The 18,188-nt window shown below is 61.3% G+C and carries 18 protein-coding genes; 8 read left to right on the top strand and 10 right to left on the bottom strand.

Annotated features, from left to right (window positions below; genetic code table 11):
- The first annotated feature begins 16 nt into the window (after positions 1–16).
- Positions 17–2,287 carry an ATP-dependent Clp protease ATP-binding subunit ClpA gene (gene clpA / locus MRY17_RS15260; protein ID WP_057721795.1) on the top strand — a complete coding sequence of 757 codons (2,271 nt, stop codon included), beginning with the start codon at positions 17–19 and terminating at the stop codon, positions 2,285–2,287.
- Between the two features lie 183 nt (positions 2,288–2,470).
- Here the strand turns inward: clpA and infA are convergent, their stop codons facing one another.
- From infA to aat, 3 genes are all read right to left on the bottom strand, one after another.
- Positions 2,471–2,689, bottom strand: a complete 219-nt coding sequence (gene infA / locus MRY17_RS15255) for a translation initiation factor IF-1 (RefSeq protein WP_002553999.1) — start codon at positions 2,687–2,689, stop codon at positions 2,471–2,473.
- Positions 2,690–2,789: 100 nt separating this feature from the next.
- On the bottom strand, positions 2,790–3,497 hold the full coding sequence (locus MRY17_RS15250) for an arginyltransferase (RefSeq protein WP_181284184.1): 708 nt from the start codon (positions 3,495–3,497) through the stop codon (positions 2,790–2,792).
- 56 nt (positions 3,498–3,553) lie between these two features.
- The gene (gene aat / locus MRY17_RS15245; protein WP_181284183.1) at positions 3,554–4,234 is read right to left on the bottom strand and encodes a leucyl/phenylalanyl-tRNA--protein transferase; all 681 of its coding nucleotides are present in this window, start codon (positions 4,232–4,234) and stop codon (positions 3,554–3,556) included.
- A gap of 475 nt (positions 4,235–4,709) precedes the next feature.
- Between aat and MRY17_RS15240 the strand changes: the two genes are divergently transcribed.
- Genes MRY17_RS15240 through cysG form a run of 6 tightly spaced genes read left to right on the top strand, consistent with a single transcriptional unit; the run spans position 4,710 to position 12,212 of the window.
- The gene (locus MRY17_RS15240; RefSeq protein WP_124424042.1) at positions 4,710–7,118 is read left to right on the top strand and encodes a DNA translocase FtsK; all 2,409 of its coding nucleotides are present in this window, start codon (positions 4,710–4,712) and stop codon (positions 7,116–7,118) included.
- 54 nt (positions 7,119–7,172) lie between these two features.
- The gene (lolA, locus tag MRY17_RS15235; protein WP_124358889.1) at positions 7,173–7,796 is read left to right on the top strand and encodes an outer membrane lipoprotein chaperone LolA; all 624 of its coding nucleotides are present in this window, start codon (positions 7,173–7,175) and stop codon (positions 7,794–7,796) included.
- 27 nt (positions 7,797–7,823) lie between these two features.
- Entirely contained in the window at positions 7,824–9,146 is a 1,323-nt protein-coding gene (locus tag MRY17_RS15230) for a replication-associated recombination protein A (RefSeq protein ID WP_057721800.1), read from the top strand.
- Complete coding sequence (gene crcB, locus MRY17_RS15225; protein WP_124424039.1) at positions 9,146–9,520, top strand: fluoride efflux transporter CrcB; 375 nt, start codon at positions 9,146–9,148, stop codon at positions 9,518–9,520. Before MRY17_RS15230 ends, crcB begins: the two co-directional genes overlap by 1 nt.
- A 16-nt stretch (positions 9,521–9,536) precedes the next feature.
- Entirely contained in the window at positions 9,537–10,817 is a 1,281-nt protein-coding gene (gene serS / locus MRY17_RS15220; RefSeq protein ID WP_243352404.1) for a serine--tRNA ligase, read from the top strand.
- Complete coding sequence (cysG, locus tag MRY17_RS15215; protein ID WP_124433162.1) at positions 10,818–12,212, top strand: siroheme synthase CysG; 1,395 nt, start codon at positions 10,818–10,820, stop codon at positions 12,210–12,212.
- Positions 12,213–12,828: 616 nt separating this feature from the next.
- On the opposite strand, the gene MRY17_RS15210 is transcribed toward cysG, so the two are convergent.
- From MRY17_RS15210 to tusD, 6 genes are all read right to left on the bottom strand, one after another.
- On the bottom strand, positions 12,829–13,824 hold the full coding sequence (locus MRY17_RS15210) for a glutathione S-transferase family protein (RefSeq protein WP_191951888.1): 996 nt from the start codon (positions 13,822–13,824) through the stop codon (positions 12,829–12,831).
- An 88-nt stretch (positions 13,825–13,912) separates the two neighbouring features.
- Positions 13,913–14,914, bottom strand: coding sequence for a glycosyl transferase family protein (locus tag MRY17_RS15205; RefSeq protein WP_243352403.1), 1,002 nt, complete (start codon positions 14,912–14,914; stop codon positions 13,913–13,915).
- Positions 14,911–15,246 (bottom strand): TusE/DsrC/DsvC family sulfur relay protein, encoded by a 336-nt coding sequence (locus tag MRY17_RS15200; RefSeq protein ID WP_243352402.1) that lies wholly within the window; start codon positions 15,244–15,246, stop codon positions 14,911–14,913. The genes MRY17_RS15205 and MRY17_RS15200 overlap by 4 nt, the downstream gene beginning before the upstream one ends.
- Entirely contained in the window at positions 15,243–15,521 is a 279-nt protein-coding gene (tusB, locus tag MRY17_RS15195; RefSeq protein ID WP_243352401.1) for a sulfurtransferase complex subunit TusB, read from the bottom strand. The genes MRY17_RS15200 and tusB overlap by 4 nt, the downstream gene beginning before the upstream one ends.
- Positions 15,521–15,871, bottom strand: a complete 351-nt coding sequence (tusC, locus tag MRY17_RS15190; protein WP_181283788.1) for a sulfurtransferase complex subunit TusC — start codon at positions 15,869–15,871, stop codon at positions 15,521–15,523. Before tusC ends, tusB begins: the two co-directional genes overlap by 1 nt.
- 1 nt (position 15,872) lies before the next feature.
- Positions 15,873–16,265: a sulfurtransferase complex subunit TusD gene (tusD, locus tag MRY17_RS15185; RefSeq protein WP_181283789.1), complete on the bottom strand. Its 393-nt coding sequence runs from the start codon at positions 16,263–16,265 to the stop codon at positions 15,873–15,875.
- A 158-nt stretch (positions 16,266–16,423) separates the two neighbouring features.
- Between tusD and MRY17_RS15180 the strand changes: the two genes are divergently transcribed.
- A complete protein-coding gene (locus MRY17_RS15180; RefSeq protein WP_243352400.1) occupies positions 16,424–17,599 on the top strand; it encodes a CaiB/BaiF CoA transferase family protein in 1,176 nt (391 codons plus the stop codon).
- A 92-nt stretch (positions 17,600–17,691) separates the two neighbouring features.
- Here the strand turns inward: MRY17_RS15180 and MRY17_RS15175 are convergent, their stop codons facing one another.
- Entirely contained in the window at positions 17,692–18,186 is a 495-nt protein-coding gene (locus MRY17_RS15175; RefSeq protein WP_057721915.1) for a SprT family zinc-dependent metalloprotease, read from the bottom strand.
- Between the last annotated feature and the right edge of the window lie 2 nt (positions 18,187–18,188).

Raw genomic sequence — 18,188 nt, 5'->3', positions numbered from 1 at the left:
GGTATGAGGTGAAGCTATGTTAAACCGCGAGCTCGAAGTCACCCTCAATCTTGCCTTCAAGGAGGCTCGTTCGAAGCGTCATGAATTCATGACCGTCGAGCACCTTTTGCTGGCACTTTTGGATAACGAAGCTGCCGCCACCGTTCTACGTGCGTGCGGCGCCAACCTCGACAAACTCAAGCATGACCTGCAGGAGTTTATCGACTCCACCACGCCACTGATCCCCGTGCATGACGAGGACCGTGAGACCCAGCCAACCCTGGGCTTCCAGCGGGTATTGCAGCGTGCTGTATTCCACGTTCAGAGCTCCGGTAAGCGTGAAGTCACGGGCGCCAATGTGCTGGTGGCGATTTTCAGCGAACAGGAAAGCCAGGCGGTGTTTCTGCTCAAGCAGCAGAGCGTTGCCCGTATCGATGTCGTCAACTACATCGCCCATGGTATCTCCAAGGTGCCCGGGCACGGCGATCATTCCGAGGGTGAGCAGGATATGCAGGACGAGGAGGGTGGTGAGTCTTCTTCTTCAAGCAACCCGCTGGATGCCTATGCCAGCAACCTCAATGAGCTGGCGCGCCAGGGGCGGATCGATCCGCTGGTGGGGCGTGAGCTTGAGGTTGAGCGCGTAGCGCAGATCCTCGCGCGTCGTCGCAAGAACAATCCGCTGCTGGTCGGTGAAGCGGGCGTGGGTAAAACCGCGATCGCCGAGGGCCTGGCCAAGCGTATCGTCGACAACCAGGTGCCGGATTTGCTGGCCAACAGTGTCGTCTACTCCCTGGACCTGGGCGCACTGCTCGCCGGGACCAAGTACCGTGGCGATTTCGAAAAGCGCTTCAAGGCGCTGCTCGGCGAACTGAAAAAACGCCCGCAGGCGATCCTGTTCATCGACGAGATCCACACCATCATTGGTGCGGGGGCCGCGTCGGGCGGGGTGATGGATGCGTCCAACCTGCTCAAGCCGTTGCTGTCGTCGGGTGATATCCGCTGCATTGGCTCGACCACGTTCCAGGAATTTCGCGGGATCTTCGAAAAAGACCGTGCCCTGGCGCGCCGCTTCCAGAAAGTCGACGTGTCCGAGCCTTCGGTTGAAGACACCATCGGCATCCTGCGCGGTCTCAAGGGGCGTTTCGAAGCGCACCATGGCATCGAGTACACCGATGAAGCCCTGCGTGCGGCGGCTGAGCTGGCGTCACGCTACATCAATGACCGGCATATGCCGGACAAGGCGATCGATGTGATCGACGAGGCGGGTGCCTACCAGCGTCTGCAGCCGGTCGAGAAACGTGTGAAGCGCATTGACGTGCCTCAGGTCGAGGATATCGTGGCGAAAATCGCGCGGATTCCCCCTAAGCACGTCAACAGTTCCGACAAGGAGCTGCTGCGTAACCTGGAGCGTGACCTCAAACTGACCGTTTTCGGTCAGGATGCGGCCATCGATGCACTGTCCACCGCGATCAAGCTGTCGCGTGCGGGTCTCAAGTCGCCGGACAAGCCAGTGGGTTCGTTCCTGTTCGCAGGTCCGACCGGTGTCGGCAAAACCGAGGCGGCGCGCCAATTGGCCAAGGCCATGGGTATCGAGCTGGTGCGCTTCGACATGTCCGAGTACATGGAGCGCCACACCGTGTCGCGCCTGATCGGTGCGCCTCCGGGCTATGTCGGCTTCGATCAGGGCGGCCTGTTGACCGAGGCGATTACCAAGCAGCCGCATTGCGTGTTGCTGCTCGATGAAATCGAAAAGGCTCACCCGGAGGTCTTCAACCTGCTGCTGCAGGTCATGGATCACGGTACCCTGACCGACAACAACGGGCGCAAGGCGGATTTCCGCAACGTGATCGTGATCATGACCACCAACGCCGGTGCCGAAACGGCCGCGCGGGCTTCGATCGGCTTCAGTCATCAGGATCACTCGTCGGATGCGATGGAAGTGATCAAGAAGAGCTTTACGCCGGAGTTCCGCAACCGTCTGGACACCATTATCCAGTTTGGTCGCCTCAGCCATGAGGTCATCAAAAGCGTGGTGGACAAGTTCCTCACCGAGCTTCAGGCGCAGTTGGAAGACAAGCGCGTGCAACTGGAAGTGTCGGAAGCGGCGCGCAGCTGGATTGCAGAAGGCGGCTACGACGCGGCAATGGGCGCACGCCCGATGGCGCGTCTGATCCAGGACAAGATCAAGCGGCCGCTGGCCGAGGAGATCCTGTTTGGCGAGCTTTCCGACCATGGTGGCGTGGTGCATATCGATCTGAAGGACGGCGAGCTGACCTTCGAGTTCGAAACCACGGCTGAAATGGCCTGATCGATAGCTACGGGCGCCAATGTGGGAGGGGGCTTGCCCCCGATAGCAGTGTTTCAGTCGCTACATGAGTGACTTATCTACCGCTATCGGGGGCAAGCCCCCTCCCACATTGGGTTTTGGCACTTGGTAAATTGCACACACACAAAAACGCCCGGCATAACCGGGCGTTTTGTATTGACTTGCTTAGCGAGCGCGGTAAGTGATGCGCCCTTTGCTCAAGTCATAGGGCGTCAGCTCGACGCGCACTTTGTCACCGGTAAGAATACGAATGTAGTTCTTGCGCATCTTGCCGGAGATATGCGCGGTTACGACGTGCCCATTTTCCAACTCCACACGAAACATGGTGTTGGGCAGGGTGTCGACGACAGTGCCTTCCATTTCGAAGCTGTCTTCTTTCGACATGCAGTAAAGCCCTCGGTATCCAGTGAATGGCCCGGTGCAACTGCGCCAGGCAAAAGCGGCGTGCATTGTGCCCGAAAAAGGGTGTTCAAGCCAAGGGGTTCTAGTTAAGCGTTACCCATCTTTGATTAATCAGCAGCTCAATGGGCCGATATTGGGTCTTGTAGCTCATCTTTTTGCAGTTCTTGATCCAGTATCCGAGGTACACCGCCTCAAGTTGCAGGCGCAGCGCTTCACCGATCTGCCATAGGATCGCAAAGCGCCCCAGGCTGCGGCGCTCTTCGGCGGGTTCATAGAAGGTGTATACCGCCGAGAGGCCGTTGGGCAGCAGGTCGGTCACTGCCACCGCCAACAACCGTCCGTCGAGGCGAAATTCGTAGAAGCGCGAAAAAGGCAGGTCACGTACCAGGAATGTCGAAAATTGGTCGCGGCTGGGCGGGAACATATCGCCGTCGGCATGGCGTTGTTCGATGTAGCGTTGATAGAGATCGAAATATTCTTCGCTGTACTGCGGCTTGACCGCGCTTACCGTCAGGTCGGCATTGCGCTTGAGAATGCGTTTCTGGTTGCGATCCGGTAGAAATTGCGCCACCGGGATGCGCGCCGGCACACAGGCGTTGCAGTTTTGGCAATGGGGTCGGTACAGATGATCGCCGCTGCGCCGAAAGCCCATCTCCGACAGGTCGGCGTACACATGCACGTCCATCGGCTGGCTGGGATCGAGGAACAGCGTGGTGGCCTGCTCGTCGGGCAGATAGCTGCAAGAGTGGGCTTGAGTGGCATAAAACTTCAAGCGCGCCAACTCGGTCATGATCAACCCTCGGAATAAGCTTTGAAATAAGTGTAAGCCAGGTACGCGGATGTCGCTCAAGAAACCCACGGCCCAGAGCTGGGCACGTCCAGATGATTGTGCAGAAACGCAGCGAATTCGCTGCGCGGTATGCCGCGTGCGCCCAGGCTATGCAGGTGATCATTGGGCATCTGGCAGTCAATCAGCACAAAGCCCCAGGCCTGCAGTTGCCGGGTGAGCGTGGCGAAGCCGAATTTCGAGGCGTTATCGGCGCGGCTGAACATGGATTCGCCAAAAAACAATTGGCCCATCGCCAGGCCGTACAGGCCGCCGACCAGTTCGCCCTGGTCCCAGACCTCTACCGAATGCGCGTAACCACGCTGATGCAGCTCCAGGTAGGCGCTCTGGATGCCTTCGGTGATCCAGGTGCCATCCGCATAGGCGCGGGGCGCCGCGCAGGCTTGAATCACCGCAGCGAAATCCTGATCGAAGGTCACGCTGTAGCGCTGCTGGCGTAATAATTTGCCAAGACTGCGCGAGACGTGCAGCTCGCCGGGGAATATCACCGTGCGAGGGTCGGGCGACCACCACAGAATCGGCTGGCCTTCGGAGAACCAAGGGAAGCAGCCGTGGCGGTAGGCCTGGATCAATCGTTCGGCCGACAGGTCGCCGCCGGCGGCAAGCAGGCCGTTGGGTTCGCGCATGGCCTTGGCCAGTGGCGGAAATGTCAGGGTGTCGCGTTGCAACCAGGTCAGCATGGCATCCAGGCTTACGGAAGGGGAGGGGAGTGGCAGGTCTGGCGCCTGCCCAGGGACCTGATTATTGTCGACACAGCGCCTTGGGGCCAGCCCAAATGGCTGTTCGGCCTGGATTAGCGTGTAAGGGTGTTTCTGCAACTCTGCGTATAAGGTGCGGTCGTAATCGGGTCTGGCCAGTGCAGGCCATTTGCCAAGCTTGCCTGGATTGGTCAATACAGCGCATAAGCCTTTGTCAGCAAAGGCAATGCATGCTCAAATTGAACAGACCGCCGTGTGACGGGCAAGTGCGTGGCATCGTGCGCGCAAACCCGTACAATGCGGCGATTATGGCGTTATCGCCATTTCACCGCTGCATTGCGCGGTGTTAACAGTAGATTCAGCAACACTCTTCATTTTTTCAGCTGCTTCGGATAGAGCAGTCGTGTGCAGTCATTCAACAGATGGACGCGCTACAAGGCGCAGGAAAAGACCCGTTTTGAAGAAATCCGCCGCAACACCCAAAGCAGCAGTCGTGCCGGCCTGGCGTCAGCACCTGCATTACCGACTCAAGGAAGGTGCGCTGATCGCGATCGGCGCGCTGTGCCTGTTCCTGATGATGGCCTTGCTCACCTACGGCAAGGACGATCCCGGCTGGAGCCATAACAGCAAGATCGACGACGTGCAGAATTTCGGTGGCCCCGTGGGTTCCTACAGCGCCGATATCCTGTTCATGATCCTCGGTTATTTCGCATACATCTTTCCGCTGTTGCTGGCGATCAAGACCTGGCAGATCTTCCGCCAGCGTCACGAGCCGTGGCAGTGGAGCGGCTGGCTGTTCTCCTGGCGCCTGATCGGGCTGGTCTTCCTGGTGTTGTCCGGCGCAGCGCTTGCACATATCCATTTCCATGCGCCGACCGGTCTGCCGGCGGGTGCCGGCGGGGCGCTCGGCGAAAGCCTGGGCGATCTGGCGCGCCGCACCCTGAATATCCAGGGCAGCACCCTGATGTTTATCGCGCTGTTTCTGTTCGGCCTTACGGTGTTCACCGACCTTTCATGGTTCAAGGTGATGGACGTGACCGGCAAGATCACTCTTGATCTGCTGGAGCTGTTCCAGGGCGCGGCCAACCGCTGGTGGGCAGCGCGCGTGGAGCGCAAGCAGATGGTCGCGCAACTGCGCGAAGTTGACACCCGCGTCAACGAGGTGGTGGCCCCGAGCACGCCGGATCGACGCGAACAGGCCAAGGTCAAGGAGCGGCTGATCGAGCGCGAACAGGCCCTGAGCAAACACATGTCGGACCGCGAGAAGCAGGTGCCACCGGTGATCGCCCCCGCGCCGCCCAAGGCGCCCGAGCCCAGCCACCGCGTGCAGAAAGAGAAACAGGCGCCGCTGTTCATCGACAGCGCCGTCGAAGGCACCTTGCCGCCCATCTCGATTCTCGACCCGGCGGAAAAGAAACAGCTCAATTATTCGCCCGAGTCCCTGGCGGCCGTCGGCCATCTGCTGGAAATCAAGCTCAAGGAATTCGGCGTCGAAGTATCGGTGGACTCGATTCACCCAGGTCCGGTGATTACCCGCTACGAGATCCAGCCGGCCGCAGGCGTCAAGGTCAGCCGTATTTCCAACCTGGCCAAGGACCTGGCCCGTTCCCTGGCCGTGACCAGCGTGCGCGTGGTGGAAGTGATTCCCGGCAAGACCACCGTGGGTATCGAGATTCCCAACGAAGACCGCCAGATCGTGCGTTTCTCCGAGGTACTGTCGACCCCGGAATACGACAATTTCAAATCGCCGGTCACCCTGGCCCTTGGTCATGATATCGGCGGCAAGCCGGTGATTACCGACCTGGCGAAAATGCCGCACCTGCTGGTGGCCGGTACCACCGGTTCCGGTAAGTCGGTGGGTGTGAACGCGATGATCCTGTCGATCCTGTTCAAATCGGGCCCGGACGACGCCAAGCTGATCATGATCGACCCGAAAATGCTTGAGCTGTCGATCTACGAAGGCATTCCGCACCTGCTGTGCCCGGTGGTCACCGACATGAAGGACGCCGCCAACGCCCTGCGCTGGAGCGTCGCCGAGATGGAGCGTCGCTACAAGCTGATGGCGAAGATGGGCGTGCGTAACCTGTCCGGCTTCAATGCCAAGGTCAAGGAAGCCCAGGAGGCCGGTACACCGCTGACCGACCCGCTGTACAAGCGCGAGAACATTCACGACGAAGCGCCGCTGCTGACCAAGCTGCCGACCATCGTGGTGGTGGTCGACGAATTCGCCGACATGATGATGATCGTCGGCAAGAAGGTCGAAGAATTGATCGCGCGTATCGCCCAGAAAGCCCGTGCGGCCGGGATCCACCTGATCCTCGCCACCCAGCGGCCATCGGTGGATGTGATTACCGGCCTGATCAAGGCCAACATTCCTACGCGTATGGCGTTCCAGGTGTCGAGCAAGATCGACTCGCGGACCATCATCGACCAGGGCGGCGCCGAGCAACTGCTGGGCCACGGTGACATGCTCTACATGCCGCCCGGCACCAGCCTGCCGATTCGTGTCCACGGTGCGTTCGTTTCCGACGATGAAGTGCATCGCGTGGTGGAAGCCTGGAAACTGCGTGGCGCACCGGAATATAACGACGACATCCTCGCTGGCGTGGAAGAGGCCGGCAGCGGTTTCGACGGCGGCAGCGGGGGTGGCGACGATGACGCCGAAACCGACGCGCTCTACGACGAAGCCGTGGCGTTCGTGCTGGAAAGCCGCCGTGCCTCGATTTCCGCCGTGCAACGCAAGCTGAAGATCGGCTACAACCGCGCCGCCCGCATGATCGAAGCCATGGAACACGCCGGCGTCGTGACCGCCATGAACACCAACGGCTCGCGTGAAATCATCGCCCCCGGGCAGATGCGCGACTGATCCCGCGCCGCGTGGCAGCACGCGGCGCGCCCTGACTACTCAATGAGGACTCCCATGCGCATCATTCGCATGCTGTTGTTGCCGGCACTGGCCCTGACCGCCGTTTCGGCCCACGCTGACCCGGCTTCCGTGGCCAGTCTGAAGAACCTGCTGGACAAGTCCCAGACCCTGACCGCACGCTTTTCCCAGATGACCCTGGACGCCGGTGGTACCCAGTTGCAGGAGACCGCAGGCGAAATGGCGGTGCAGCGTCCCGGCCTGTTCTACTGGCACACCGAAGGCAAGGCTGAGCAGACCATCGTGTCCGACGGCCAGAAAGTCACGCTGTGGGACCCGGACCTGGAACAGGCGACCATCAAGAAGCTCGACCCGCGCTTGAACCAGACGCCGGCACTGCTGTTGTCGGGTGACGTGTCGAAAATCAACGACAGTTTCGACATCACCTCCAAGCAAACCAGCAACGTGATTGAGTTCACGCTCAAGCCCAAATCCAAGGACACGCTGTTTGACACGCTGTCGCTGTCGTTCGGCAATGGCGTGATCAATAACATGCGGTTGGTCGACAGCGTCGGCCAGCGCACCGATATCCTGTTCTCCGGGGTCAAGGCCAACCAGCCTGTGCCCGCGTCCAAGTTCAAGTTCGACATCCCCAAGGGTGCCGACGTGATCCAGGAATAAACTCCCCAGAGGTTTCAAACGCTGCCCATGGATCTGTTTCGAAGTGACCCGATTGCCCAGCCCCTGGCCGCGCGCCTGCGCTCGACCAACCTGGATGAGTACGTCGGTCAGGAACATCTGCTCGCTCGCGGCAAGCCGTTGCGCGAAGCCCTGGAGCAGGGTGCGCTGCACTCGATGATTTTCTGGGGGCCGCCGGGGGTGGGTAAAACCACCCTGGCGCGCCTGCTCGCCAAGGTCTCGGATGCGCACTTCGAAACGGTCTCGGCGGTACTGGCCGGGGTCAAGGAGATCCGCCAGGCGGTGGAAGTCGCCAAGCAGCAGGCCGGGCAATATGGCAAGCGCACCATCCTGTTTGTCGACGAAGTGCATCGCTTCAACAAGTCGCAGCAGGATGCGTTCCTGCCGTACGTCGAAGACGGCACGTTGATCTTTATCGGCGCCACCACTGAAAACCCGTCTTTCGAACTCAATAACGCACTGCTTTCGCGAGCCCGCGTCTATGTGCTCAAGAGCCTGGACGAAGCGGCGATGCAGAAGCTGTTGCAGCGCGCCTTGAGCGAAGACAAGGGCCTGGGCAAGCGCCAACTGAGCGTCAGTGAAGAGGGCTTCAAGATTCTGCTCACTGCCGCCGATGGCGACGGCCGGCGTTTTCTCAACCTGCTGGAGAACGCCTCGGACCTTGCCGAAGACGGCGGTGAGATTGGCGTCGACCTGCTGCAAAGTCTGCTGGGCGACACGCGTCGGCGTTTCGATAAGGGCGGCGAAGCGTTCTACGACCAGATTTCGGCGCTGCACAAGTCCGTACGCGGCTCCAACCCGGACGGTGCGCTGTACTGGTTTGCGCGCATGATCGACGGCGGTTGCGACCCGTTGTACCTGGCGCGCCGGGTCGTGCGCATGGCCAGCGAAGACATCGGTAATGCCGACCCGCGCGCCTTGAGCCTGTGCCTGGCCGCCTGGGACGTGCAGGAGCGCCTCGGCAGCCCGGAAGGCGAGCTGGCGGTGGCCCAGGCCATCACTTACCTGGCCTGCGCGCCGAAAAGCAACGCGGTGTACATGGGCTTCAAGTCGGCGCTGCGAGCGGCGGCCGAGCATGGTTCCCTCGAAGTGCCGATGCACTTGCGCAACGCGCCGACCAAACTGATGAAACAGCTGGGTTACGGTGATGAATACCGTTATGCCCATGACGAGCCGGACGCCTACGCGGCCGGCGAAGATTACTTCCCCGATGAACTGGAGCCGCTGGCGCTCTATCAGCCTGTGCCCCGTGGCCTGGAGCTGAAGATCGGCGAAAAGCTCAACCATCTGGCCCAACTCGACCGTCTCAGTCCCCGTCAGCGGAGAAAGTAGTGCTTAAGACGATTCTTGCCGTGTCCGCAGCCGGCATCGCTGGTACATTATTGCGTTTCGCCACCGGGACCTGGGTCAGCGCCAACTGGCCGAAGCATTATTATGCCGCGACCCTGGCGGTCAACCTGGTGGGCTGCCTGATCATCGGATTGTTGTACGGCTGGTTCCTGTTGCGCCCGGAAGTACCGATTGAAATTCGCGCCGGCTTGATTGTCGGCTTTGTAGGCGGTCTGACGACCTTTTCATCCTTTTCACTGGATACGCTGCGCCTGCTGGAAAGCGGGCAGGCCCTGGTCGCCTTCGGCTACCTGGGCATCAGCGTGTTCGGCGGGCTGCTCGCCACCTGGGCCGGCCTGTCCTTGACCAAACTTTGATAAACGAGAGACCGACATGCTCGATTCCAAACTGTTACGTAGCAACCTCCAGGACGTAGCGGACCGCCTGGCATCCCGTGGCTTTGCCCTGGATGTTGCGCGCATCGAAGCGCTGGAAGAACAGCGCAAGACCGTCCAGACCCGCACCGAAGCACTGCAGGCTGAGCGGAATGCGCGTTCCAAATCCATCGGTCAGGCCAAGCAGCGCGGCGAAGACATCGCGCCGTTGATGGCGGACGTCGAGCGTATGGGCACCGAGCTGTCCGACGGTAAAGTCGAGCTGGAAGGCATTCAGACCGAGCTGGATTCGATCCTGTTGGGCATCCCCAATATTCCCCATGAGTCGGTACCGATCGGCGAAGACGAAGACGGCAACGTTGAAGTGCGCCGCTGGGGCACGCCAAAAGCCTTCGATTTCGAGATCAAGGACCACGTTGCGTTGGGCGAACTGACCGGCGGCCTGGATTTCGAGACCGCCGCGAAAATGTCCGGCGCGCGCTTTGCCTTGCTGCGTGGCCCGATCGCACGCATGCACCGGGCCCTGGCGCAGTTCATGATCAACCTGCACACCGCCGAGCACGGTTACGAAGAAGCCTACACGCCTTACCTGGTGCAGGCGCCGGCGCTGATGGGCACCAGCCAGTTGCCGAAATTCGAGGAGGACCTGTTCAGGATCAGCCGCGACGGCGAAGCCGACCTGTACTTGATCCCGACCGCCGAAGTGTCGTTGACCAATATCGTTGCCGGCGAAATCCTCGATGCCAAGCAACTGCCGTTGAAGTTCGTGGCCCACAGCCCGTGCTTTCGCAGTGAAGCCGGTGCGTCGGGTCGCGATACGCGCGGCATGATTCGCCAGCACCAGTTCGACAAGGTCGAGATGGTCCAGGTGGTCGAGCCGTCCCAGTCGATGCAAGCGCTGGAAGGCCTGACCGCCAACGCCGAGCGCGTCCTGCAACTGCTGGAGCTGCCGTACCGCGTACTGGCGCTGTGCACCGGCGACATGGGTTTCAGCGCCGTGAAGACCTACGACCTCGAAGTGTGGGTGCCGAGCCAGGACAAATACCGCGAGATTTCGTCGTGCTCCAACTGCGGTGACTTCCAGGCCCGGCGCATGCAGGCGCGGTTCCGCAACCCGGAAACCGGCAAGCCGGAGCTGGTGCACACCCTCAACGGTTCGGGCCTGGCCGTCGGGCGTACCCTGGTGGCCGTGCTGGAAAACTACCAGCAGGCCGACGGTTCGATCCGCGTGCCGGACGTGCTCAAGCCGTACATGGGCGGCGTCGAGGTCATCGGCTAAATGGAATTTCTGCCGCTGTTTCATAACCTGCGCGGCAGTCGTGTGCTGGTGGTCGGTGGCGGGGAGATTGCCTTGCGCAAATCCCGCCTGCTGGCCGATGCCGGCGCGGTGCTGCGGGTGGTTGCTCCCCAGATCGAAAACCAGTTGCGTGAGCTGGTGCTGGGCAGTGGCGGGGACCTGATGTTGCGCGGTTATCAGGAAGCCGACCTCGACGGTTGCGTGCTGATCATCGCGGCCACCGACGACGAGCCACTGAACGCGCAAGTGTCCAGTGATGCCAAGCGTCGCTGTGTGCCGGTCAACGTGGTGGATGCGCCGGCTTTGTGCAGCGTGATCTTCCCGGCGATCGTCGACCGGTCGCCGCTGGTGATTGCGGTATCCAGTGGCGGCGATGCGCCGGTGCTGGCGCGCTTGATCCGCGCCAAGCTGGAGACCTGGATTCCGTCCACCTATGGCCAATTGGCCGGTTTGGCGGCGCGTTTTCGTGCCCAGGTCAAAGGTTTGTACCCGGACGTGCAGCAGCGTCGGGCGTTCTGGGAAGAGGTGTTCCAGGGCCCGATTGCCGACCGCCAACTGGCCGGGCAGGGCGATGAGGCCGAGCGCCTGTTGATCGAAAAGGTCAATGGCGCGCCGCCTTACGCACCGGGTGAGGTGTACCTGGTGGGCGCAGGTCCGGGCGATCCGGACCTGCTGACTTTCCGTGCCTTGCGCCTGATGCAGCAAGCCGATGTGGTGTTGTATGACCGTCTGGTGGCCCCGGCGATTCTGGATTTGTGCCGCCGTGATGCCGAGCGCGTGTATGTCGGCAAGCGTCGTGCCGAGCATGCCGTGCCCCAGGATCAGATCAACCAGCAACTGGTGGACCTGGCCAAGCAAGGCAAGCGCGTGCTGCGCCTGAAGGGCGGCGATCCGTTCATTTTTGGCCGTGGCGGCGAGGAGATCGAGGAACTGGCGGCCCATGGCATCCCGTTCCAGGTGGTGCCGGGCATCACGGCGGCCAGTGGTTGCGCGGCGTATGCGGGCATTCCGCTGACGCACCGTGACTATGCGCAGTCGGTGCGCTTCATCACCGGGCACCTGAAAAACGGCACGTCGGACCTGCCATGGCAGGACCTGGTCGGGCCGTCGCAGACCCTGGTGTTCTATATGGGCTTGATCGGTTTGCCGATCATCTGCGAACAACTGATCCTGCATGGCCGCGCCGCCGATACACCGGCAGCGTTGATCCAGCAGGGCACCACCGCCAACCAGCGCGTGTTCACCGGCACTCTCGCCGACTTGCCGCGCATGGTGGCGGAGCATGAAGTGCATGCGCCGACACTGGTGATCGTGGGAGAGGTGGTGGTGTTGCGCGAGAAGCTCAAGTGGTTTGAAGGCGCTCAGTCTCAGGTGTAGCCTCAAAAGCATCGGGAGCAAGCCCCCTCCCACACTTGGAATGCATACCCATGTGGGAGGGGGCTTGCCCCCGATGAGCATAGGTATCTACACAATTTTGGTGAGACACCGCACCTGTGGCGAGGGAGCTAACTCGTATCTACCTGACGCTCCGAGGTCCAAATGTGGGAGGGGGCTTGCCCCCGATGGCGGCCTCCGGGCCGACCAGGATGCTGGATTGGACCGAGTACATATCCGTTTCTGCGGTCACGGCTGCTATGGGTTCCGCTTTTACAGCGGCTCACTTTTGAAAAGCGCAAAAGTAAGCAAAACGCTCTTGCCCCACCACTCGGCACCTCGCTTAGGCTCGGTGTGCCCTCACTCCGGCTTGAATCCGTGGGCCGCCGCAATGGGCCATCCATGGCCCAGTGCGGCTAACCCGGCGTCCTGCCGGGTTACCCACGGATTCAAGCCTGCGTTCGGCCAGCGTGGTTTGACGGGGCGCCTGAGATCAAGATCAAAAGCAGATCAAGATCAAGAGCGACTCGCTTCGCATTGTGGTTACGGGTTGAGCGCTACAGAGTTGTGTAGATAGCTATGCCCCGATGAGGCCATCAACTCCAGCCCATCATCCGGATCAGCTCCACACACCTTTGCCACTCAACCGCTCCCGATCATGCCCAACATCAAACCGCTGCAACGGCCCCTTTGGCACAATCCCCGTCGGATTGATGGTCCGATGGCTGGCATAGTAATGCCCCTTGATATGCTCGAAATCCACCGTCTCGGCTACCCCAGGCCACTGATACATTTCCCTTAGCCAATTCGACAGGTTCGGATAATCGGCAATCCGGCGCAGGTTGCATTTGAAGTGGCTGTAATACACCGCATCAAAACGGATCAGCGTGGTAAACAGCCTGACATCCGCCTCGGTCAGGTATTCACCCGCCAGATAGCGTTGCTCGCCCAGGTGACGTTCCAGCTGATCCAGCTCGGCAAACACATCATCAAACGCACGTTCATAAGCCTGCTGCGAAGTAGCGAACCCGGCACGATACACGCCATTGTTCACGGCGGGGTAGATGCGTTCATTGAGTGTGTCGATGGTCGAGCGCAGTGCTTGGGGGTAGAAATCCAGGGTATTGCCGGTCAGTTCATTGAACGCGCTGTTGAACATGCGAATGATCTCCGCCGATTCGTTGCTGACGATGCGCTTGAGCTGCTTGTCCCATAACACCGGTACCGTGACGCGCCCGGTGTAGCCAGCGGTGTCGGCGGTGTAGCGCTGGTGCATGAAATCGAAACCGTCCAGCGCGTCGCCGCTTGAGCCGTCGGCCTTGTCGAAGGTCCAGCCGTTTTCCAGCATCAACCAACTGACGACCGAGACGTCGATCAGGCTTTCCAGGCCCTTGAGTTTGCGCAGGATCAAGGTGCGATGGGCCCAGGGACAGGCCAGGGAAACGTAGAGGTGATAGCGCCCGGCCTCGGCCTTGAAGCCGCCTTCGCCACTCGGCCCGGGTTGGCCGTCGGCGGTCACCCAGTGACGGCGTTGCGCCTGTTCGCGTTGAAAAGCGCCATCTGCGCTACTTTCGTACCACTGGTCTTTCCAGTGTCCTTCGATCAGCAAACCCATGACTGGCTCCTTGGCTAATAAGCGTTGGAGCCCAGTCTACGGGGATGAGTTCGAACTAAAAGCGCAAAGACCGGGGGAGAATGATCGATTAAATCGATTTGTCTCGCGCGTCCCAGTACTGCCGGGCCAGTTCGAATGCCTGCTCGCGGGTGCGTCCAAGGCCGCGCAAAGCCAGGGCCATGGTCGCGATCAGCGCCAGTTGCGGGTAGCTGTCCTCGACGTCGCCACGCCATACGGCTTTCAGATGCTCGGGCTCCAGGGTCGCCGGTTTGACGTGGCGCTGGGCGGAGAGGGCGGGCCATTCTTCGTCCCAGCTCTGGCCGCCGGTGGTGCCATACAAGTGGCTGAGGGTGTCGGGGTTGATCTCGATCTCGCCACCATCGCCCTTGACCACAATCACATTGTCGCCCAGCAGGCCACTGGCATCGCGGTGTACGCCCTGGTAACCCGGGTGGAAAATGCTTTGCAGGCCGCAACGGGCATTCAGCGGGTTGAGCAAGCGTGCCAGGGAGTGAATCGGCGAGCGCAGGCCGAGGGTGTTGCGCAGGTTGATCATGCGCTGCAACTGGGGCGCCCAGTCACCCAGCGGGATAAACGCGAGGTTGCCGTGTGCATATGCCGCCTCGACCTGTTGCCAATTGCGGCACAGCGGTATCTGCAAGCGCTCCAGCAGTTGCTCTGTATACAAGCGCCCCGCCGTATGCGCGCCGCCGCCGTGCATGAGGATGCGCACGCCATGTTGCGCCAGACACTTGGCCGCCAGCAGGAACCACGGCAAATGCCGCTTTTTGCCCGCGTAGGTCGGCCAGTCGATGTCCACGTTCAGTGCGGGCGGGTGCAAGCGCTCGCGGACCGCCTCGGTGAAGCCGGCGAGCTCTTCCGGGCTCTCTTCCTTGTGGCGCAGCAGCATGAGGAAGGCGCCCAGTTGGGTGTCTTCGACTTTTTCGTCGAGCAGCATGCCCATGGCTTGCCGCGCTTCCTCACGGGTGAGATTGCGTGCGCCGCGCTTGCCTTTGCCGAGGATGCGCACGAACGGCGCAAACGGATGTTCTTCAGGCGTTGAGAGGGTCAGGGAGGCAAAGTCGGTCATAAGCAATTCGTCGGCCTGGGCAGGCCCGCCAGCTTGGCGGCGAGTTTGGCGGGAGTGCCGTTGAACAGTTTGTTGAGGTGCAGGCTGTTGCCCTTTTCCACGCCGAGTTTCAAGGCGGTGTACTTGATCAGCGGGCGCGTGGCGGGGGACAGTTGGTACTCGGCATAAAAGTCGCGCAGCAGTTCGAGAATTTCCCAGTGGTCCTGGGTCAACTCCAGCGACTCGGCGGCGGCCAGGGCATTGGCAACGTCGGCAGACCACTCGTTGAGGTCGACGAGGTAGCCGTCCTTGTCCAGTTCGAGGGTGCGCATGCCTACGGTCAGTGTGTTCATAACCAGCTGTTGACCCTGGCATAGTCGATCGACAACTGCACGAAACCCGGATAGTCCACGCTGTCGGCCCAGTCCGGGAGCGGCAGGTTGCGTGCCTGCAGGTCTTCAGCCAGCACAAACACTTTTATCCCCTTGGTTTGCAGCACTGCGTTGTGCAGGCCGTAGGCGCCGTCACCGCAGAGCAGGATGGCATCGTCGGTGCCGCAAACGCGCAGGCAACTGTCCAGACGGCTGTCGGTAAAGGGGGAGTGGGTCACCACATGTAGAGTCGACATCAGAGGGTAATCACCTGGTCGTAACGGTCAATCAAACTGGAAATGGCTTGGCTGTCCAGCGCCTGCGCCGTGTCGGGTGGCGGCAGCCCGCGTGCGGACAGGCTGTGGCCGCAGGCGAACACCTCATCGATGCCGAACAGGCCCAGCGCCTGCAGGTTGGCGCTCAAATCCTTTTGCTGTACGGCCTTGGCGTCCTGGTGCGGCGCCAGTTGAAACACGCCGTCATCCATGAACAGCAGGCCGATGGGCAGGTCGAACGCGCCACCGGCCAGCACGATATCCAGCGCCTCCCGGGCACTGGGGCCGGACCATGGCGCCTGGCGGCTGATGATCAGCAATGATTTGGCCATGTCAGGTGCCTCCAAAACAGATCAGGCGATCGGCGTCCTGGATCGCGTCATGCAATTGCCCCAGGCCCGACAGCGCCCAGGGCGCCTCCAGATTCACCGCGCTGCGTTGATAGCGCGTGGCTTCCTCGGCATTGAGCACACCACGGCGCAAGGCCGCGGCGATGCACACAACGCCGTCCAGCTGGTGGGTGCTGACAAATTCGCGCCACTGGCGCGCGATGTCCTGCTCGTCCTGGGGTGCGACGATGTTATTGGAGGCGCTGTACACGCCATCCTGATAAAAAAACAGCCGCACAATCTCATGCCCGCCGGCCAAAGCCGCCTGGGCGAACAACAGGGCGCGGCGCGAGGCGGGCGCGTGGGCGGCGCAAAACACTGCAATCGCGAACTTCATGGAACACTCTGCGAACAAACGTGGGCCAATGATAAAGCCGCTGCGTCGAAAAAGCCCGCCGTGATCAAAACGGTCACTGCGGTTGATCGTTCTGACGATTGCCGTCGGCGCCGAAGGCTGACTACGCTGTGACCCGTCCAATCGCAAACGGAGTGTGTATGTCAGGTCCCTTGGCGTCCCTCAAAGTGCTGGATTTTTCCACCTTGTTACCCGGCCCGTTCGCCTCGCTGATGCTGGCGGACATGGGCGCCGAGGTGCTGCGCATCGAATCGCCGACGCGGCCGGACCTGCTGCGCGTATGGCCGCCCCACGATCATGGCACGTCGGCGAGCCATGCCTACCTCAATCGCAACAAGCGCAGCCTGGCGCTGGACCTCAAGCGGGACGAGGCGCTGCAGATCGTCCTCGAGCTGGTCAAGGGCGTGGATATTCTCATCGAACAGTTTCGCCCCGGGGTCATGGAACGTCTGGGCCTGGGGTACGCCGCACTGAAGGCGATCAACCCCAGGCTGATCTACGTGTCGATCACCGGCTACGGCCAGACCGGCCCCTACCGGGATCGTGCCGGCCACGACATCAACTACCTGGCAGTCGCCGGCGTAGCCAGCCACACCGGGCGGCGAGACAGCGGACCGTTGCCGCTGGGCGTGCAGCTGGCGGATGTTGGCGGCGGGTCCCTGCATGCGGTGGTGGGCCTGCTGGCGGCGGTGGTTGCACGGCAGCACAGTGGCGTCGGTCAGTATCTGGATGTGAGCATGACCGACTGCTCGTTCAGCCTGAACGCCATGGCCGGCGCGGGATACCTGGCCTGCGGGGTGGAGCCGGCGCGGGAAAACCACGTGCTCAATGGCGGCAGTTTCTACGATTACTACCGCACCCGGGATGGACGCTGGATGTCGGTGGGCAGCCTGGAACCGGCGTTTATGCAGCAGTTGTGTGAAATCCTGGGGCGACCGGAGCTGGCCGTGCACGGCGTGAAGCCCGAGCAGCAGCTGGCACTCAAGCGGGCGTTGCAGGTGGAGTTTGAAAAACGCAGCTTTGACGAGTTGTGCGCGTTGTTTGCGGGCGTGGATGCGTGTGTGGAACCGGTGTTGAGCCTGAGCGAAGCGCTGGCGCATCCGCAGTTGCAGGCGCGCGGTTTGATCAGCCAGGTGCCGAGGGGCGATGGTTCGACGCAGGCGCAGATCGCCTGCCCGCTGAAATTCTCCGAAGGTTTGCCGGCGCCACGGCATATCGGGGCTGCCGTGGGGGCGCACAGTGATGAAGTGTTGGCGGAGTTGGGGTTCAGTGCGCAGCGGATAAGTGAGTTGCGCCTGGCCAAAGTTATTGGGTGATTGTTCTGGCGTCATCGGGGGCAAGCCCCCTCCCACCTTTGATTTGTGCATACATTCAAAATGTGGGAGGGGGCTTGCCCCCGATGAGGCCCTTATTCCACGCGAGTTTCCCCAGTGAACACCAGGGTCTGCCGACACCGCCGACACAAATACCGCCGCCCCTGGCCCACCAGCCCATGGCGCTGCGGCGAAAACGGGAAGTCGCTGTCGGCACAGGGGCACCGGTAGATATAGCGAGTCACCTGGCGACGCTTGACCGCATAGGTGTGGCAACGGTCCGGCGGCAGTTCGTAAACCCCGCGCATGATCAACTGCCATTCCTCCCCATGGGGCTGGATGCGCTCGCCAAACAGTTGGTGGGCAATCAGGTGCGCGACTTCGTGAGCCACGGTCTGTTTCAGGAAGTGTTGGCTGTTTTCTCGGTAGAGCTGAGGGTTGAAGCGCAGCAGGTTTTCGTGCAAATGCGCGACACCGGCTTTCTGACCCCGCAGCTTGAGGCTGACCTTGGGGCGTTTGAAGCTTCGTTTGAAAAAGGATTCGGCTTGCAGGAAACACTCTTCGACGCGGGTATTGAGTTGCTCGGGCATGC

The organism is Pseudomonas orientalis (genome assembly GCF_022807995.1).
In the GTDB taxonomy this organism is placed as follows: Bacteria; Pseudomonadota; Gammaproteobacteria; order Pseudomonadales; family Pseudomonadaceae; genus Aquipseudomonas; species Aquipseudomonas orientalis_B.
This window is presented reverse-complemented; position numbering and strand designations above follow the sequence as displayed.

Bases quoted from the DNA above. Each gene is read 5' to 3' on its own strand.
- clpA (WP_057721795.1), top strand. From the start codon at position 17: ATGTTAAACCGCGAGCTCGAAGTCACCCTCAATCTTGCCTTCAAGGAG.
- infA (WP_002553999.1), bottom strand. From the start codon at position 2,689: ATGTCGAAAGAAGACAGCTTCGAAATGGAAGGCACTGTCGTCGACACC.
- MRY17_RS15250 (WP_181284184.1), bottom strand. From the start codon at position 3,497: ATGACCGAGTTGGCGCGCTTGAAGTTTTATGCCACTCAAGCCCACTCT.
- aat (WP_181284183.1), bottom strand. From the start codon at position 4,234: ATGCTGACCTGGTTGCAACGCGACACCCTGACATTTCCGCCACTGGCC.
- lolA (WP_124358889.1), top strand. From the start codon at position 7,173: ATGCGCATCATTCGCATGCTGTTGTTGCCGGCACTGGCCCTGACCGCC.
- MRY17_RS15230 (WP_057721800.1), top strand. From the start codon at position 7,824: ATGGATCTGTTTCGAAGTGACCCGATTGCCCAGCCCCTGGCCGCGCGC.
- serS (WP_243352404.1), top strand. From the start codon at position 9,537: ATGCTCGATTCCAAACTGTTACGTAGCAACCTCCAGGACGTAGCGGAC.
- cysG (WP_124433162.1), top strand. From the start codon at position 10,818: ATGGAATTTCTGCCGCTGTTTCATAACCTGCGCGGCAGTCGTGTGCTG.
- MRY17_RS15210 (WP_191951888.1), bottom strand. From the start codon at position 13,824: ATGGGTTTGCTGATCGAAGGACACTGGAAAGACCAGTGGTACGAAAGT.
- MRY17_RS15205 (WP_243352403.1), bottom strand. From the start codon at position 14,914: ATGACCGACTTTGCCTCCCTGACCCTCTCAACGCCTGAAGAACATCCG.
- MRY17_RS15200 (WP_243352402.1), bottom strand. From the start codon at position 15,246: ATGAACACACTGACCGTAGGCATGCGCACCCTCGAACTGGACAAGGAC.
- tusB (WP_243352401.1), bottom strand. From the start codon at position 15,521: ATGTCGACTCTACATGTGGTGACCCACTCCCCCTTTACCGACAGCCGT.
- tusC (WP_181283788.1), bottom strand. From the start codon at position 15,871: ATGGCCAAATCATTGCTGATCATCAGCCGCCAGGCGCCATGGTCCGGC.
- tusD (WP_181283789.1), bottom strand. From the start codon at position 16,265: ATGAAGTTCGCGATTGCAGTGTTTTGCGCCGCCCACGCGCCCGCCTCG.
- MRY17_RS15180 (WP_243352400.1), top strand. From the start codon at position 16,424: ATGTCAGGTCCCTTGGCGTCCCTCAAAGTGCTGGATTTTTCCACCTTG.
- MRY17_RS15175 (WP_057721915.1), bottom strand. From the start codon at position 18,186: ATGCCCGAGCAACTCAATACCCGCGTCGAAGAGTGTTTCCTGCAAGCC.